This window comes from Microbacterium sp. 22195 (assembly GCF_052056515.1).
In the GTDB taxonomy this organism is placed as follows: Bacteria; Actinomycetota; Actinomycetes; order Actinomycetales; family Microbacteriaceae; genus Microbacterium.
The window spans coordinates 588,274-604,979 of the sequence record NZ_JBQEPE010000001.1 but is presented as its reverse complement, the minus strand read 5'-3'; the positions used below and the strand labels follow the sequence as shown (position 1 = coordinate 604,979).

Here is a 16,706-nt window from a genome sequence, read left to right as displayed (position 1 = left end):
CGAACCCCTTCTTCATGCCCTGAAGGCACTATCTTGAATCCGGACGAGAGGACCCACCCCATGACTGAACGCACCGGACGCCGTCGCGTCCTTCTCAAGCTCTCCGGCGAGGCCTTCGGCGGCGGATCGCTGGGTGTGAACCCCGACGTCGTCAGCGCCATCGCGCGCGACATCGCCGCGGCGGTCGACCGGGTCGAGATCGCCGTCGTCGTCGGCGGCGGCAACTTCTTCCGCGGTGCGGAGCTGAGCCAGCGCGGCATGGACCGCGGGCGCGCCGACTACATGGGCATGCTGGGCACCGTGATGAACGCCCTCGCCCTGCAGGACTTCCTCGAGCAGGCCGGCGCGCCGACGCGCGTGCAGTCCGCGATCCAGATGACCCAGGTCGCGGAGCCGTACATCCCGCTGCGCGCGGAGCGCCACATGGAGAAGGGCCGCGTCGTGATCTTCGGCGCCGGCGCGGGTCTCCCGTACTTCTCCACCGATACGGTCGCCGCGCAGCGCGCCCTCGAGATCGGCGCGCAGGAGGTCCTGGTCGCGAAGAACGGTGTGGATGCCATCTACACCGCCGACCCGAACAAGGACCCCGACGCTGAGCGGATCGACCGCGTGACCTACCGCGACGCCCTGCAGCGCGGCCTGAAGGTCGTCGACTCCACCGCGTTCAGCCTCTGCATGGACAACGCCATGGACATGCGCGTGTTCGGCATGGAGCCGGCCGGCAACGTCACCCGCGCCCTGCTGGGCGAGCCGATCGGCACGCTCGTCACGGCCTGAGGCCGTTCCTCCACGGACCGCCGAGGCGTGCCGGATAGAATCTTCTGAAACCCCCGAACCTAAGGAGCCCCCGTGATCGCGGATGTCCTCGCTGAAACCACCGGACGCATGACCCGCGCGGTCGATGCCGCCAAGGAGGACTTCGCCACGGTCCGCACCGGGCGTGCCAACCCGCAGATGTTCCAGAAGGTGCTGGTCGACTACTACGGCACGCCGACGCCGCTGGCGCAGCTCGCGTCGCTCGCGAACCCCGAGGCTCGCTCGCTGATCGTCACCCCGTACGACAAGTCCGCGCTCAAGGCCATCGAGCAGGCCATCCGCGACATGCCGAACCTGGGTGCGAACCCCAGCAACGACGGCAACATCGTCCGCGTCACCATGCCCGAGCTCACGCAGGAGCGCCGCAAAGAGTACGTGAAGCTCGTGCGCACCAAGGGCGAGGACGCCAAGGTCCGCATCCGAGGCATCCGTCGCAAGGCGAAGGACGAGATGGACGCGCTCAAGGCCGAGGTCGGCGAGGACGAGATCGCACGCGGCGAGAAGGAGCTGGACGCTCTGACGCGCCAGTACGTCGACGCCATCGACGAGGCCCTCAAGCGCAAAGAGGCCGAGCTCCTCGAGGTCTGATCGGCATGTCCGGCGAGAATCACTCCGAGGAACCGCGGCCCGGGACTGCCGGGTCGCAGGAACCGGATGCGGCGTCGTCCGCGGGGCTGCCGGCGGCATCCGGGAACGAGGATGCCGCCACCCCCGCGCGCGGCACGCGCCGGGTGGACGGCGATGTTCCGGTGACGGCCGTGCCGCTGTCGGATGCGGCGTTCCCGGAGTTCGACGCGGCCCGCGTGCCGCCGCGCCCCCCGCTGCCTGCGGCGGAGCCCGATCCGCACGCGGGCCCGCTGTCGACCGCCGATCACAGCGCGATCCGCGAGCAGTGGCGGGCCAGGCGCGACGAGATCGAGTCGCACGTGTCGCAGGCGCGCGACCAGCTGGAGACGCACGTCTCGCAGGCGCGTGACCACTTCGACCAGGCCAACGAGCGCATCAAGCAGCGCACCGGGCGCGACCTGATCCTCGCGATCGTGATCGGCGTGGCCTTCGGCGCCGCACTGGTGGCATCGCTGCTGTTCATCAAGTGGCTCTTCGTGCCGATCGCGCTGGCCGCCGGCCTGCTGGGCACCTACGAGCTCTCCCGCGCGCTGCGCGCCGGCGGCCGGCGGGTCGACGTCGTTCCGCAGCTGATCGCGGCGACGGGCGTGCTGCTGGCCGGAGCGTCCGGGGAGTTCTGGATCAGCTGGGTGGTGCTCATCGTCGCCGTGTCGTTCATCGCCGTGTGGCGGATGATCGCGCAGATGGTCGTCAAGGACGGCCGCACCTACGGAGACGTCCTGTCCGATGTGGTGGTCGGCGCGTTCGTGCAGGTCTATGTGCCGTTCCTCACCTCGATCGCGATCATGCTGCTCTTCCGGGAGAACGGGCAGTGGTGGGTGCTCTCCTTCGTGGCGATCGCCGTCGCCGCCGACACCTGCGCCTACGCGGCCGGTCTCGCCTTCGGGAAGCATCCGATGGCGCCGAGGATCAGCCCCAAGAAGACCTGGGAGGGCTTCGGCGGGGCGGTGCTCGGATCTCTGATCGCCGGTGTGCTACTGGCGACCTATCTTCTGCACCTGCAGTGGTGGTGCGGTCTCGTCCTGGGCGCCGTGATCCTGCTCTCCGCCACGCTCGGCGACCTCGGGGAGTCGATGCTCAAGCGCGATCTCGGCATCAAGGACATGAGCTCCTGGCTGCCCGGCCACGGCGGTCTGCTCGACCGGCTCGACAGCATCCTGCCGTCGACGATCCCCGCTCTCGCCCTCTCATTCCTGCTCGCTCCGTGGATGGTCTCGTGATGTCTGATTCTGATCTGGATGTGTTCGACGGCGATGACGAGGCCGCCCCTCCGGCGTTCCCGCTCACGTCGGGGCGCACGCGCGGTTATCACCGGGCGGCCGTGGACACGTTCCTCGACGCCGCCCGCGGCGCGTTCGAGGACGACCGGAAGGACTTCGGAGCCGAGGACGTGCGCGCCGCCTCCTTCCCGCTGGTCCGGCACGGCTACGACATCGCAGCGGTGGATGCCGCGCTGGGACGCGTCGAGGATGCGTTCGCCGCGCGCACCCGGGAGCGCGCCGTGCGCTCGCTGGGGGTCACCGAGTGGGTCGCGAGGGCCCGTGAGGACGCGCAGCGCATCCTCGACCATCTCGCGCGCCCTGCGCACCACCGGTTCGCCCGTACGGGGCGGCTCACCTTCGGGTACCGCGTCGACGAGGTGGACCATGTCGCCGACCGCATCAGCGGATTCCTGCGCGACGGCGACCCCCTCACGGTGGAGCAGGTTCGCGGCGCGGCGTTCCGGATGCAGCGCGGGGGATACCGCGAGGAGCAGGTGGACGCACTGCTCGACGCCACGGTGGAAGTGATGCTTGCGGTCCGCTGATCTGCCGCCACGCGGCGAACTCTCATGGACGTCTCAGGGAGTTCTGCGTAGACTGACCACCATCGTGACTCCCGATAACGAATCGATATCGAACCCGACGCGCCCGAACGTGTCCGGTTCGACGCAGAAGACTCCCTGGCGACGACGGCTCAGTGCCGTTGGCGCGGGCCTCGCGGTGGTCGGCGTCTCCGCCGCACTGCTGGCACCCACAGGGACGGCCATCGCCGATCCGAGCACCGCGGCCGACGCGGCGGTGACGACGTTCTCCCTCGCCTCCGAGGACACGCAGAACATCACCGTCACGGTCGAGGGCGCGACCATCCAGCCAGTCGATCGCGGCGCGTTCGAGGTGTACGTCAAGCCGAAGCCGACCCCCAAGCCCACGGTCGCCTCGGCGCCCGCGAAGAGCGGCGGCGGCGGTGGTGCAGCACGCCCGAAGTACACCGGCGGCGGCACCAAGGAGGAGTGGATGGCCGCGGCGGGGATCGCGCCGAGCGACTACCCCTACGTCGACTACATCGTCTCGCGGGAGAGCGGCTGGAACCCGAACGCGACCAACAAGTCCTCGGGGGCCTGTGGTCTCGTGCAGGCGCTGCCCTGCAGCAAGGTCCCCGGGAACGGCTACAACCCGGTGGACAACCTGCGCTGGGGCACCGGCTACGCGACGGGCCGTTACGGCAGCTGGGCGGGCGCCTACGCGTTCTGGACCCGCAACCACTGGTGGTAGACCGGAGGAATGGCACGATCCCACCGGCGGCGTCCTGACCGCTCCCGCGCAGACGAGTCCTTCGACCGACTCCTGGCGGGCTGGAAGCGCACCGAGAGCCGTCGCGGTCAGGAATGGATCGTGCAGCCCGTGTCGGGCGCATCGGCCGTCAAGGAGTACGTCTGCCCGGGCTGCGGACGCAGCATCCCGCCGGGCACCGCGCATCTGGTCGCCTGGCGCGCAGACGGCGTGATGGGCGACTCGGCCGATCTCGCCGCACGTCGCCACTGGCACACGCACTGCTGGAGGATCGGATGACCTTCGAGATCCGCGGGCCCGTCCTGCTGCCTGCTGAGCGCACCGACGTCGAGCTGTCCACGGCGGACGATCTGACACTGGTCGGTGAGCTCTCGATGCCGTTGGACCGTCCACCTGTGGCGACGCTGGTGACGCTGCATCCGCTCCCCACGGCCGGCGGATGCATGGACACCCACATCCTGCGCAAGGCGGCGGCCCGTCTGCCCGCGCAGGCGGGGATGGCCGTGCTGCGCTTCAACACCCGCGGAACCTCGTCGCCCCGGGGCAGAAGCGAGGGCGCATTCGACGGGGGAGAGGCCGAGCAGTTCGATGTGGCCGCGGCGATGGACTTCGTCCGTGAGCGCGCGCTGCCCCGGCCCTGGCTGGTCGGCTGGTCGTTCGGCACCGAGCTCGCGCTCAAGTACGGCCGCGACCACGATGTCGAGGGCGCCATCCTGCTCTCCCCGCCGCTGCACCGCGCGACCGATGCCGACCTGTCGGCGTGGCGGGGCGACCGGCGCGAGCTGGTCGTGCTGGTTCCCGAGCTGGACGACTACCTGCGTCCCGACGAGGCCCGCGTGCGCTTCGGGCTGGTACCGCACGCCCGGCTCATCGCGGTCGACGGCGGGCGGCACCTGTGGGTCGGCGAGAGCCAGACCAGGCGGGTGCTGACCGAGATCGTCGCAGCCGTGAACCCCGACGCGCTTCCGCTGGCGACGGTCTGGGATGCCTGAGGGTCAGCGCTCGTTCATGCGCGGGATCAGAACCTGCCGGTAGATGATCAGGATGCTGGCCGCGACGGGGATCGCGATGAGCGCCCCGAGCAGGCCCAGCAGCGCACCACCGGACAGTGCCGCGATGACGACGACGGCGCCGGGCACGGCCACCGCGCGGCTCATGATGCGCGGGGCGATGAAGTACGCCTCGATCTGCATGTAGATCAGGTAGTAGATCGCCGCCGCGAGTGCGGTGGCGGGGGAGCCGACCCCCGGGATCAGGCAGGCGAGCACGATCAGGGTCGAGCCCGTGAGCGTGCCCACCAGCGGGATCAGCGAGAAGAAGAACGCCACCACGGCGAGCACCGCCGTGAAGGGCGCGTTGATGATGGAGAGGTAGATCGAGCTCAGGATGCCGTTGATCACACCGAGCGTGACCTGACCCATCACGTAGTGCCCGACGGAGTCGGTGATCTGGTCGGCGATGTCGATGAACCGCTCCCGGCGCGACGCCGGGACGAGCTGGTACACCGCTCGCTTGAGCGACGGGGTGGACGCGGTCAGGTAGATCGTGAGCACGAGCACGATGAACGCGCCGAACAGGCCGGTCAGCACGGCGCCGCCGACGATCAGCACGCCCTGTCCGATCGAGCCGCCCCACTCCGTGACGTTCTTGGCCCAGTCCTCCTTGGACAGCCAGTCCTCCACATAGGCGAAGACGTCGTTCACGCGCAGGTTCGGGAACGTGTCCGTCATCCAGTCCTTGAGGTTCTGGATCGTCTGGTCGCCGTTCACGATGAGGTCGGTGATCTTCGTGACCAGCTGGGAGATCTGCTCGATGACGACGGGCAGGATGATCAGCACGATCGCGGTGAACACGCCGAGCACGGCGACGATCGTGGTGAGGACGGATGCCCAGCGGGGCATGCCCCTGCGCTCCAGGAACGACACCAGCGGGTCCAGGCCGAGGCTGAGGAACAGCGCCGTGCCGATGTACAGCAGCACCGTCGACAGCATCTGCACGCTGGTGAGCAGCATGATTCCCAGGCCCACGCCGAGCGTGGCCACCAGAGCGGTGCGGAAAGGGCTGTGGATCTTCATCGTTCTCCCGGTCGGATGCGAGCAAGCCTAATCGCCTGCGATCCTCAAGCCGTCCACGACGGGCCGATGTGCTCGTGGGCAATGCTCAGGTGCTTTCGATAGTCTGGAACGTCGAGCGGGGACCCCTGGAACGCGTCCGGGGTCACGTAAGGAGTTGATTCGTGCGATTCGTATGGGCCGTCGTGGCCTTCGTGCTGGCCACGGTTCTCATCGGAGCGGGAATCGCTCAGCGGACCATCTTCATGGGACCGACCGAGCAGCGGATGGAGCTGACGGTCGATCAGCCCACCCCGTACGTGCTCGTCGATGCCGACGTGCTGCGTGCCCACACCGGTCTGCAGACGCTGCTGGTGCGCGGCAAGGGCGACGTCTTCGTGGCCTACGCCCGCACCGACGACATGAAGTCGTGGCTGTCCGACACCGCCTACGACCACGTATCCCTGACCAAGTCGGGGAAGCCCAAGACGGCGCGCGTCGAGGCGGAGCAGCCGCCCGCAGACGGCGGTGAGACGTCCGGCCGCTCGCCGGTCGGCTCGGACCTCTGGCTCGACTCGTTCGCCGACAAGGACTCGCTGGTCGCGAACCTGCAGCTGACCAAGGGCAACAGCGTGCTGATCGCCCGCGACGGCGTCAAGCCGGCACCGACCGACATCCTCGTCTCCTGGGCGCTGGACACGCGCACGCCGTGGGCGGGTCCGCTGATGGCCGCCGGCGGGCTGCTGCTGGCGGTCGGCATCGTGCTGTACATCCTCGGCATCCGCCACCAGCGCCGCGGACGCGGTCCGCGCCGCAAGGGCCCGGGGCCGCTGCCCGAGACGCAGCCGATCACGATGCCCGAGCGCGCCGAGATCGATCAGCCCGGAGACGCGGGCACCGCTCAGCGGACCATGACGCCGGTGCGTCGCCGCCTGGCGATCGCACTGCCGGCTCTCGCGCTGACCGGGCTGCTCGCCACCGGATGCACGGCCGACTCCTGGCCGCAGTTCGGCGGTGACGCCCCCTCGCCGACGCCGTCGCCCAGCGTCGTCGCGCCGGAGAACCAGAAGCAGCCCGTCGTCACCGACAAGCAGGGCCAGCGGATCGTCGCCGATGTCGCCTCGACGCTGACCAAGGCCGACACCGACCTGGACGAGAAGCTCGCGGAGACGCGCCTCACCGGAGCCGCGCTCGACGCCCGCCGGCTGGAGTACCAGCTGCGCGGGAAGATCGAGGGCCGCGAAGGCGCTCTGGTGACGCCGCTGGGCAAGGTGAAGATCCTGCTCCCCGAGGCGACGGAGGGGTGGCCGCGCACCGTGCTCGCGCTGACCGTGGACGAGAAGGACGCCAAGAAGCCCCCGGTGCTCCTGACCATGGTGCAGAGCGACCCGTGGGCCAACTACCGGGTCACCTCGATGGCCGACATGCTCGCCAAGAGCACCTTCCCGAATGTGGCGCCCGCCTGGCTGGGCACCACCCGCGTCCCCGCCGAGTCTGCGTTCCTGTCGCTGCCCCCGTCGGAGCTCGCGGGCGCGTTCTCCGACTTCGTGGACGCGGATGACAAGAGCCAGTACGCCGGCGACTTCGACGAGGCCTCCAAGGAGTTCGCGAAGTCGGTCCGGGACAGCCGTGCCGCGCTGGTGAAGAAGGCGGCGGATGCCGGCGCCGGTGCGACCTCGAGCGCCGCCTTCAAGATGGCGGCATCCGACAACGAGCCGTTGTCGCTGGCGACTCTGGACAGCGGTGCGGTGGTCAGCGTGAGCGTCACCGACACGCAGACGATCACCCCGACGAACCCCGACGCGGTGATCCGCTTCGGCTCCGACGCGACGGCGGTGGCTCTGACCGGCGTGTCCGAGTCCGCCAAGGGCTACACGACGACGTACGGCATCCAGCTGTTCTTCGCCGTGCCCGCGCAGGGCTCCAACGAGCAGATCCGTCTGCTCGCCTACAAGCAGGACCTTCTCAGTGTGCAGGTGATCAAGTGACCGAAATCTCCGCTGCCGCACTCCGCGGCGCCGTCGATCTCTCCTCGCTGCGCGGCCGCGCAGCCCAGCCGGCGACCGCTCCGGAAGGGGCGACGCCGGCGGCATCCGGCGGTGTCGTCGTCGATGTGACCGACGCGAGCTTCGGCGAGATCCTCGAGCTCTCCCGGTCGGTGCCCGTGGTCGTCGATCTGTGGGCCGAGTGGTGCGGGCCGTGCAAGCAGCTCAGCCCCATCATCGAGAAGGTGACCAGGGAGCAGGGCGGCCGGGTCGTGCTGGCCAAGGTCGACGTCGACGCCAACCCGCAGATCGCGCAGGCGTTCCGCGCGCAGTCCATCCCGCTGGTCGTGGCCCTCATCGGCGGTCAGCCGGTGCCGATGTTCACGGGCGCAGTGCCCGAGGAGCAGGTGCGCGAGGTGTTCGCGAAGCTGCTCGAGGTCGCCGCGCAGAACGGCGTGACCGGAAGCGTCCCGACGGACGGCGAGGAGCCGGCCGCCGAGCCCGAGGAGGCGCCGCTGCCCCCGCTGCACGCCGAGGCGTTCGCCGCGATCGAGGCCGGCGACTACGCGCGCGCCATCCAGGCGTATCAGCATGCGCTGGCTGAGAACCCCCGCGACGAGGACGCCAAGGCCGGGCTCGGCCAGGTGCGTCTGCTGGATCGTGTGCAGGGTCTCGACCTGCAGCAGGTGCGCGAGGCCGCCGCGGCCGCTCCGCTCGACATCGAGGCGCAGTTCCGCGTCGCCGACCTGGACCTCGCCGGAGGGCACGTCGAGGATGCGTTCTCCCGCCTGCTGGACCTGTTCAGCGCGGTGGACGCCGACCAGCGCACGCCGGTGCGCGAGCGTCTCGTCGAGCTGTTCGATCTGATCGGCGCCGCGGATCCGCGGGTCGCCGCCGCGCGGACCCGCCTGGCGTCGCTGCTGTTCTGAGGCTAGGCGGGCCGCGAGCGGTCAGTCGTGGCTGACCGTCGGGACGTGCGGGTCGGCCTGGTAGCGGAACCAGATCGTCGACAGCGCCGGCAGCGTGACGGTCGCGATCGCCGGTGCGTCGTCGGTCTCGCAGTGCGCATGGATCATCCCGAGGTTGCCGGCATCCGAGCCGCCGTACTCGGCGGCATCCGTGTTGAGCACCTCGACCCAGGTTCCCTCGCAGGAGAGCTGCAGCCGGTACCCCGTGCGGGTCACCCCTGCGAAGTTCGTCACCACCACCAGTCGTCCGCCGTGCGCGTCGTGCCGCTCGAAGGCGACCACGCTGGGATCCCAGCTCGGTGCGCCGAGACGGTGGAACGCCCTGCTGTCGTTGTCGCGCTCCCACAGCGGGGCCTGACGACGGTACACCGCGTTCATGGCGCTGACGAAGTGCTGCAGCTGGGCGTGCGCGGGCTGGTCGAGCAGCCACCAGTCGAGCTCGCGGTCGACCGACCATTCGCCGATCTGACCGAACTCCTGGCCCATGAACAGCAGCTTCTTGCCGGGATGACCCCACATGTAGGCGAGGTACGCGCGCACGTTCGCCAGCTTGTGGTGGTGGTCGCCCGGCATCCGTGACACCAGCGTGCCCTTGCCGTGCACCACCTCGTCATGGCTGATGGGCAGCACGTAGTTCTCGCCGAAGCTGTACACGAACGAGAACGTGATCTCGCCCTCGTGGTGGGAGCGGTACATCGGATCGCGCTTCATGTACTGCAGCGAGTCGTTCATCCAGCCCATGTTCCACTTGAAGCCGAAACCGAGGCCGGCGGCGGAGGTGGGCGCGGTCACGCCGGGGAAGGCGGTAGACTCCTCGGCGATCATGACGATGCCCGGGTGCAGCCGGTATGCGGTGGCGTTGACCTCCTGCAGGAACCGGATGGCCTCGAGGTTCTCCCGGCCGCCGTGCACGTTGGGCTCCCACTCGCCGTCCTTGCGTGAGTAGTCGAGGTACAGCATCGAGGCGACGGCGTCCACGCGCAGGCCGTCGACGTGGAACTCGCTGAGCCAGTACAGCGCGTTCGCGACCAGGAAGTTGCGCACCTCGTTGCGGCCGTAGTCGAAGATCAGCGTTCCCCAGTCCTGGTGCTCGCCGCGCCGCGGGTCCGGGTGCTCGTACAGCGGCCGACCATCGAACCGCGCGAGCGCGAAGTCGTCCTTGGGGAAGTGGCCGGGCACCCAGTCCAGGATCACGCCGATGCCGGCCTGGTGCAGCCGGTCGATCAGGTACCGAAGGTCGTCGGGGGAGCCGTACCGGCTGGTCGGGGCGTAGTAGCCGCTGACCTGATATCCCCACGAGCCGCCGAACGGGTGCTCCGCGACGGGCATCAGCTCCACGTGCGTGAAGCCTGTCGCGATGACGTGCTCGATGAGCTCATCGGCGATCTCACGGTACCCGAGGCCCTCGCGCCAGGAGCCCAGATGCAGCTCGTACACCGACATCGGCTGCGCCACCGCGTGCGTCGCCGCCCGGCGCGTCATCCACGCGCCGTCCGCCCAGGTGTACGCGCTCTGCGTCACGACGGATGCCGTGGCGGGCGGCATCTCGGCGGCCTGCGCCATCGGATCGGCCTTGAGGATCCAGCGGTCGTCCGGGGTGAGGATCTCGTACTTGTAGCGGCTGCCCACGGACACGTCCGGGACGAACAGCTCCCAGACGCCGCTGGCGCCCATCGACCGCATCGCGTGGCCCGTGCCGTTCCAGGAGTTCCAGTCGCCGCATACCCGCACAGCCTTGGCATCCGGCGCCCATACGGCGAAGTCCACGCCGGTCTCGCCGTCGAGCACGCGCGGATGCGCGCCCAGTACCTGCCAGAGCCGCTCGTGCCTCCCCTCGGCGATCAGGTGCAGGTCCATCTCACCCAGGGCGGACAGATGCCGGTACGGGTCTCCGGCGATGATCTCGTTCTGCCCCGCGTACACCGTGGCGATGCGGTACGCGGACGGAGGACCGGCATGACGGCCCTCCCAGATTCCGCGCGCGACATGCTCGAGCGGGAGCCGGTCGCCGTCGAGGAAGACGGCGGTGACGGACTCCGCGAGCGGTCTGCGCGTGCGGATGATCGTAACGGTGCGCCCGGCCGCATCCGTGCTCGGATGCGCGCCGAGGAGCATGTGGGGGTTGTGGTGCGCGCCGTCGGCGGCCTTCTCCCACTGCTCGGATATGGAGACGTCCTCGATGTAGCTCATGATCGCTCCTTCACCCTCAGGATGTGCACCGGCTCGGCGAAGGCGTCGAGCCGCACGTAGTTGTGATCGTTCCAGCTCCACACAGCTCCTGTGAGGAGATCCTCCACCTCGAACCCGTCACCCGGCTGAACGCCCCAGATGCGCGTGTCGAGGTGCACGGTCGTCTCACGGACGGAGTGCGGGTCCAGGTTGGCGACGACGATCAGCGTGTCGTCGTGGCCGGTGCCGGTGAACGAGGCGTCCAGATGCTTGGAGTACACCAGCACCGCGTCGTCATCGCTCCAGTGGAAGGAGATGTTGCGAAGCTGCCCGAGAGCGGGATGCTCGGCACGGATCGCGTTCAGCCGGCGCAGCAGCGGCGCCAGCGACTCGCCGCGCTGCTCGGCGCCGTCCCAGTCGCGGAACTTGAACTCGTACTTCTCGTTGTCGATGTTCTCCTCGGACCCCGGCCGGGCGACGTTCTCGATGAGCTCGTAGCCGGCGTAGACGCCCCAGGTGGGGGCCGCGGTCGCGGCGATGCAGGCGCGGATGCGATACGCCGCGCGCCCGCCGTACTGCAGGTACTCGGTGAGGATGTCGTGGGTGTTCACGAACAGGTTTGGCCGCATGTAGTCGCTGGTCTCCTGCGACACGCTGGTGAGGAACTCCTCGAGTTCGGCCTTGGTGTTGCGCCAGGTGAAGTAGGAGTAGCTCTGCTGGAAGCCGACCGCGGCGAGCGCGCGCATGACCGCCGGGCGGGTGAACGCCTCGGCGAGGAACACGACGCCGGGATCCTTCGCGTTGACCTGTGCGATCAGCCACTCCCAGAACTGCAGCGGCTTGGTGTGCGGGTTGTCCACCCGGAAGATCCGCACGCCCAGGCCGACCCAGTGCCTGACGACGCGCAGCATCTCGGCGTAGATGCCCTCGGGGTCGTTGTCGAAGTTCAGCGGATAGATGTCCTGGTACTTCTTGGGCGGGTTCTCGGCGTACGCGATGGTGCCGTCAGGGAGCGTGGTGAACCACTCCGGATGCTCGGCGACCCATGGATGGTCGGGGGATGCCTGCAGGGCGAGATCCAGGGCGACCTCGAGGCCCTGCTTCTGGGCCGCGCGCAGCAGCGCTGTGAAATCCTTCTCGGTGCCGAGCTCGGGATGCAGTGCGTCGTGCCCGCCGTCGGGGGATCCGATCGCGTAGGGCGAGCCGGGGTCGCCGGGCTCGGTGGTCAGGGTGTTGTTGCGCCCCTTGCGGTTGGTCTCGCCGATCGGATGCACGGGCACCAGGTACAGCACGTCGAAGCCCATCCCTGCGACGCCGGGCAGGCGCTTGATCGCGGAACGGAACGTGCCGCTCTTGACCGTGCCGTCCTTGCGTCGTACGGCGCCCTCGGAGCGCGGGAAGAACTCGTACCAGGAACCCACGCCCGCGCGGGCGCGCTCGACGGTCAGCTCGAGCCAGTCGCTCACGGAGCCGAGCGACGCCATCGGACGGTCCGCGAAGACGGCGGCGAGGCCGGAATCCGTCGACACCGCGGTGAGCTCACCGGCCTCCGCTCCCTTCAGCCGCTTCACGGCGCCGCGCAGCCGGGTGCGCTCGGCCGTCGGGCGATCCTTCTCGGCCGCAGCGGAGGTCAGCAGTTTCGCACCGAGAGCGCTCATGACCGCGATGTCGACTCCGGCCTCCGCCTTGACGGATGCTGCGTGCGCCCAGGTGGCGAAGTCGTCCGCGAAGCCTTCGAAGCGGTACCGCCACGGGCCCTCGAGGTCGAGGGCGATGTCCGTGACCCAGCGGTCGGTGCCGTCCTGTCGCGCGGTGAGCCGGTGCAGGGACTCCCCGCCGGCGGGATCGATCAGGCGCACGTGCACGCCGATGCGATCGTGGCCCTCGCGGAAGGAGACGACGCCGAAGGGCACGACCTCGCCTGCGAACGCCTTCGGCGGGTATCCCTGGGGCACATGCGGGGTGGGGGAGAAGAGCGGGATCCTCCCCGCCTTCACGCCTTCCGGGGTGCCGGTCTCGGCGGCAGGCCGCAGAGGAATCCGGGCGGGGCTTCTCAGCGCCGCGGGTTCTTGAGCGGTTCGTGCTGCCACACCATGAATGTACCGCTCAGCGGGCCCCGCGCCAGCCCATCGGATCGCGGGTTACGAGGCGCGTGGGGAATCCGGTCATTCCACCCGGAACAGGCGCATCGAGGTGCCCGGAACGGGCAGCACCTCGCCCGGTGCATGCCGGCGCTGCTCGCTCTGCGGCGTGTCGTCCGCGCTGGACCACAGCTCGACGAACGCCGTCGCGCCCTCGATCGAGTCCGGCAGTCGCACGTCGATCGGCGACTCGGTGCCGTGCACGATCAGCAGGATGCGATTGGACGCGCCGTTCTCAGGGACGCTGGCCGCCACGTACTGCAGGGTGCGGTTGCGGGGGTCGTTCCACTGCTCGACCTCCATGGTCTCGCCGTTCTGGTCGAACCAGTCCATCACCGAGGAATCGGGGATGTGTTCACCCAGCCGCGCGTACCTGCTCGGACGCAGGGCCGGGTTCTCGGCGCGCAGGCGGGTGAGCAGGGCGACGTGCGCCGTGAGATCGCGCTGCCACTCCTCGTGCTCCCAGTTCAGCCAGCTCAGCGGCGAGTCCTGGCAGTAGGCGTTGTTGTTGCCGCGCTGCGTGCGCCCGAATTCGTCACCGGCCGTGATCATCGGGACGCCGGCCGACAGCAGCAGGGTGCCCAGCAGGTTGCGCATGGCCTTGCGGCGCTGCGCGAGGATCGTGGGATCGTCGGTGGGACCCTCGACGCCGTGGTTGAACGAGCGGTTCATGTCAGCGCCGTCGCGGTTGCCCTCGCCGTTGGCCTCGTTGTGCTTCACGTCGTACGCGACCAGGTCGTGCAGCGTGAAGCCGTCGTGCGCGGTGACGAAGTTGATGCTCGCCAGCGGGCCGCGCTCCTCGCTGTACGTGTTGGCGGAGCCCGCGAGCCGGTTCGCGAAGCCGCCGATGCCCACGGGCGCCGAGGCGCGGCGGGCGTAGTCGATGTCGCTCAACCAGAAGTTGCGGGCGCGATCGCGGTAGCGGTCGTTCCACTCGCTCCAGCCGTCGGGGAAGTTGCCGGTCTGCCATCCGCCCAGGCCCACGTCCCAGGGCTCGGCGATGATCTTGACATCCTGCAGGACCGGGTCGGTGCGGATCGCCGTCAGGAGCGGATGCTCGCGGTCGTACTCGTGGTTGGCGTCGCGGCCGAGCGCCGTGGCGAGGTCGAACCGGAAGCCGTCGATCTGCATCTCGGTCGCCCAGTACCGCAGCGAATCGAGCACCAGGCGCGCCGCGGCATCCGTCGCGGTGTTGACGGTGTTCCCGACGCCGGTGGTGTCGATGTAGCTGCCGTCCGGCTGCTGGCGGTAGTAGAGCGCGTTGTCGATGCCGCGCAGGCTCGAGCGCGGGCCGCCGAGGCCCTCCTCGCAGGTGTGGTTGTACACCACGTCGAGGATGACCTCCAGGCCCGCCTCGTGCAGGAGCTTGACCATGCCCTTGAACTCGGCGAGCACGGCCTCCGGGCCCTCCTTGCGGGCCGACTCGCTGGCGTAGGCGTTGTGCGGCGTGAAGAAGCTCAGCGTGTTGTAGCCCCAGTAGTTCGTCAGGCCCTTCTCGAGCAGCCGCGGCTCGGGCACGAACGCGTGCACCGGGAGCAGTTCGATCGCGGTCACGCCGATGCTCTTGAAGTACTCGATCATGGCCGGGTGGGCGAGCCCGGCGTAGGTGCCGTGCAGCGCGGCCGTGACGTCGGGGTGGCGCTTGGTGAGGCCCTTGATGTGCCCCTCGTAGATCACGGTGCGGTCCATCGGCGTGTTCGGCTTGCGCACGCCGCCCCAGTCGAAGCCGTCGGCGATGACGACGGAGCGCCACTCCTCGTAGCCGTCGCCCTGCGCGAGCCCGCGTCCGTACGGGTCGAGCAGCAGGGTCTCGGCGTTGAACGTGTTGCCTGGTCCGTGCGGACCGTCCACGCGCAGCGAGTAGCGCGCACCGGGCTGCAGCAGATCGGTCGTGACCTCCCAGACGCCCCCGGGCTTGCGGTCCAGCGGCACCTGGGCGGTCTCCCAGTCCAGGTCGTCGGCGTCGAAGACGACGACTTCGACCGAGGAGGCGTTCTGCGACCAGACGCGGAGCGTGGCGACGCCGTCGTGCAGGCGCACGCCGAGATCGTCGAGAGCGGAGCCGCCGAGGGACGGGGTGGACTGCGCGGGCATGAGGAACAGCCTAAACGTGCGCGGCGGACGGCCGTGAATCCGGGTGCCGGGACTGCTGAGCCTCGGTTCCGACAGCCCGCCCAGGGTTGTGGGGAGGCGACAATGGAGGGATGCGGTTCTACCTGGATCATGCGGCCACGTCACCTCTGCGCCCCGAGGCGCGGGAGGCGTGGCTGGCGGCGACCGACATCATCGGGAACGCCTCTTCCACGCATGGAGCCGGTCAGGATGCGCGGCGTGTGCTGGAGGAGTCCAGGGAGCGCGCGGCTGCCGCGCTGGGCTGCGAGCCGATCGAGGTGGTCTTCACCTCGGGCGGGACCGAGTCGATCAACACCGCCCTGCACGGGCTCTGGCGCTCGCGAGGAGCAGGGACGGACGCCGTGGTGCTGCCGGACGGCGAGCATCACGCGACCCTGGACACCGTCGCGGCCCTCGCGGAGGACGGCGCCGACGTGCGTGCGGTCCCGCTGGACCCGACGGGGCGGATCTCCGTGGAGCGGTTCGCCGTCGCGCTGAGTGAGGGTGGTGCCACTGCCGCCCTCGCGACCGCGCTGGCGGCGAACAACGAGGTCGGGACAGTCAACGACAGCGCGGCCCTGGCCGCGGCGGCGTCGGGTGCCGGCGTTCCGTTCCATCTGGACGCGGTAGCGGCGTGGGGGCACGTCCCGCTGTCGTTCCGCGCGCTGCGCGGTGATGCGTCCCCCGGCGCCGGGCTGGTCGCGATGACGGTGGCCGGTCACAAGCTCGGCGCCCCGGTGGGCATCGGCGCACTGGTCGTCGCACGGACCGCGCGTCTGGCGCCGCTGCTGCACGGCGGAGCACAGCAGCGCGGGCTCCGCGCGGGCACCCAGGACGTCGCCGGCGCTGCGGCCTTCGCCGTGGCCCTGGAGCTGGCCGAGGCCGAACGGGTCGCCGAGGCCGCACGTCTGACCGCTCTGCGGGACCGCCTGATCTCCGGCATCCGCACGGCGGTGCCCCGGGCCGAGCTTCTCGGCGATCCGGCCGACAGACTGCCGGGCAACGCGCACGTGCTCTTCCCCGGCGCCGTCGGGGAGAGCCTGCTGTTCCTGCTCGACATGGGCGGCATCGCGGCCTCCACGGGTTCGGCGTGCCAGGCCGGCGTGGCGGAGCCGTCGCACGTGGTCCTCGCACTCGGGCGCAGCGAGCAGGACGCGCGCAGCGTGCTGCGGTTCTCGCTCGGGCGCACCTCCACCGTCGCGGACGTCGACGCCGTGCTCGCGGTGATCGCGGACGCGTACGCGCGCGCATCCGGCCCTCGATCAGGCGCGCGTTCGTAGACTGG

General features: G+C 69.8%; 14 protein-coding genes. 10 read left to right on the top strand and 4 right to left on the bottom strand.

Annotation, left to right across the window (positions count from 1 at the left end):
• Positions 1 to 60 precede the first annotated feature (60 nt).
• The 7 genes from pyrH (at position 61) to ACTJJ4_RS02940 (ending at position 4,987) form a co-directional block, all read left to right on the top strand.
• Complete coding sequence (gene pyrH, locus ACTJJ4_RS02970; RefSeq protein WP_285632468.1) at positions 61 to 777, top strand: UMP kinase; 717 nt, start codon at positions 61 to 63, stop codon at positions 775 to 777.
• Between the two features lie 72 nt (positions 778 to 849).
• A complete protein-coding gene (gene frr / locus ACTJJ4_RS02965; RefSeq protein WP_292703391.1) occupies positions 850 to 1,404 on the top strand; it encodes a ribosome recycling factor in 555 nt (184 codons plus the stop codon).
• Between the two features lie 5 nt (positions 1,405 to 1,409).
• Entirely contained in the window at positions 1,410 to 2,663 is a 1,254-nt protein-coding gene (locus ACTJJ4_RS02960; RefSeq protein ID WP_440941944.1) for a phosphatidate cytidylyltransferase, read from the top strand.
• Positions 2,663 to 3,250, top strand: a complete 588-nt coding sequence (locus tag ACTJJ4_RS02955; RefSeq protein WP_440941943.1) for a DivIVA domain-containing protein — start codon at positions 2,663 to 2,665, stop codon at positions 3,248 to 3,250. The genes ACTJJ4_RS02960 and ACTJJ4_RS02955 overlap by 1 nt, the downstream gene beginning before the upstream one ends.
• A 64-nt stretch (positions 3,251 to 3,314) precedes the next feature.
• Positions 3,315 to 3,977 (top strand): transglycosylase SLT domain-containing protein, encoded by a 663-nt coding sequence (locus ACTJJ4_RS02950; RefSeq protein ID WP_440941942.1) that lies wholly within the window; start codon positions 3,315 to 3,317, stop codon positions 3,975 to 3,977.
• 9 nt (positions 3,978 to 3,986) lie between these two features.
• On the top strand, positions 3,987 to 4,274 hold the full coding sequence (locus ACTJJ4_RS02945) for a hypothetical protein (protein WP_440941941.1): 288 nt from the start codon (positions 3,987 to 3,989) through the stop codon (positions 4,272 to 4,274).
• Complete coding sequence (locus ACTJJ4_RS02940) at positions 4,271 to 4,987, top strand: alpha/beta hydrolase (protein WP_440941940.1); 717 nt, start codon at positions 4,271 to 4,273, stop codon at positions 4,985 to 4,987. The genes ACTJJ4_RS02945 and ACTJJ4_RS02940 overlap by 4 nt, the downstream gene beginning before the upstream one ends.
• Positions 4,988 to 4,990: 3 nt before the next feature.
• Here ACTJJ4_RS02940 and ACTJJ4_RS02935 read toward each other — a convergent pair whose 3' ends face one another.
• Complete coding sequence (locus tag ACTJJ4_RS02935; RefSeq protein WP_285632447.1) at positions 4,991 to 6,070, bottom strand: AI-2E family transporter; 1,080 nt, start codon at positions 6,068 to 6,070, stop codon at positions 4,991 to 4,993.
• Positions 6,071 to 6,231: 161 nt separating this feature from the next.
• Here ACTJJ4_RS02935 and ACTJJ4_RS02930 point away from each other — a divergent pair, with 161 nt between their 5' ends.
• Complete coding sequence (locus ACTJJ4_RS02930; RefSeq protein WP_440941939.1) at positions 6,232 to 8,034, top strand: glycosyl transferase; 1,803 nt, start codon at positions 6,232 to 6,234, stop codon at positions 8,032 to 8,034.
• On the top strand, positions 8,031 to 8,960 hold the full coding sequence (locus ACTJJ4_RS02925) for a tetratricopeptide repeat protein (RefSeq protein ID WP_440941938.1): 930 nt from the start codon (positions 8,031 to 8,033) through the stop codon (positions 8,958 to 8,960). Before ACTJJ4_RS02930 ends, ACTJJ4_RS02925 begins: the two co-directional genes overlap by 4 nt.
• A 21-nt stretch (positions 8,961 to 8,981) precedes the next feature.
• Here ACTJJ4_RS02925 and glgB read toward each other — a convergent pair whose 3' ends face one another.
• The 3 genes from glgB to glgX all read right to left on the bottom strand — a co-directional run bounded on the left by glgB (position 8,982) and on the right by glgX (position 15,403).
• Entirely contained in the window at positions 8,982 to 11,189 is a 2,208-nt protein-coding gene (glgB, locus tag ACTJJ4_RS02920; protein ID WP_440941937.1) for a 1,4-alpha-glucan branching protein GlgB, read from the bottom strand.
• Positions 11,186 to 13,258, bottom strand: coding sequence for a maltotransferase domain-containing protein (locus ACTJJ4_RS02915; protein WP_440941936.1), 2,073 nt, complete (start codon positions 13,256 to 13,258; stop codon positions 11,186 to 11,188). Before ACTJJ4_RS02915 ends, glgB begins: the two co-directional genes overlap by 4 nt.
• 75 nt (positions 13,259 to 13,333) lie before the next feature.
• A complete protein-coding gene (gene glgX / locus ACTJJ4_RS02910; RefSeq protein ID WP_440941935.1) occupies positions 13,334 to 15,403 on the bottom strand; it encodes a glycogen debranching protein GlgX in 2,070 nt (689 codons plus the stop codon).
• Positions 15,404 to 15,513: 110 nt separating this feature from the next.
• Here glgX and ACTJJ4_RS02905 point away from each other — a divergent pair, with 110 nt between their 5' ends.
• Positions 15,514 to 16,701, top strand: a complete 1,188-nt coding sequence (locus ACTJJ4_RS02905; protein ID WP_440941934.1) for a cysteine desulfurase family protein — start codon at positions 15,514 to 15,516, stop codon at positions 16,699 to 16,701.
• Positions 16,702 to 16,706 lie beyond the last annotated feature (5 nt).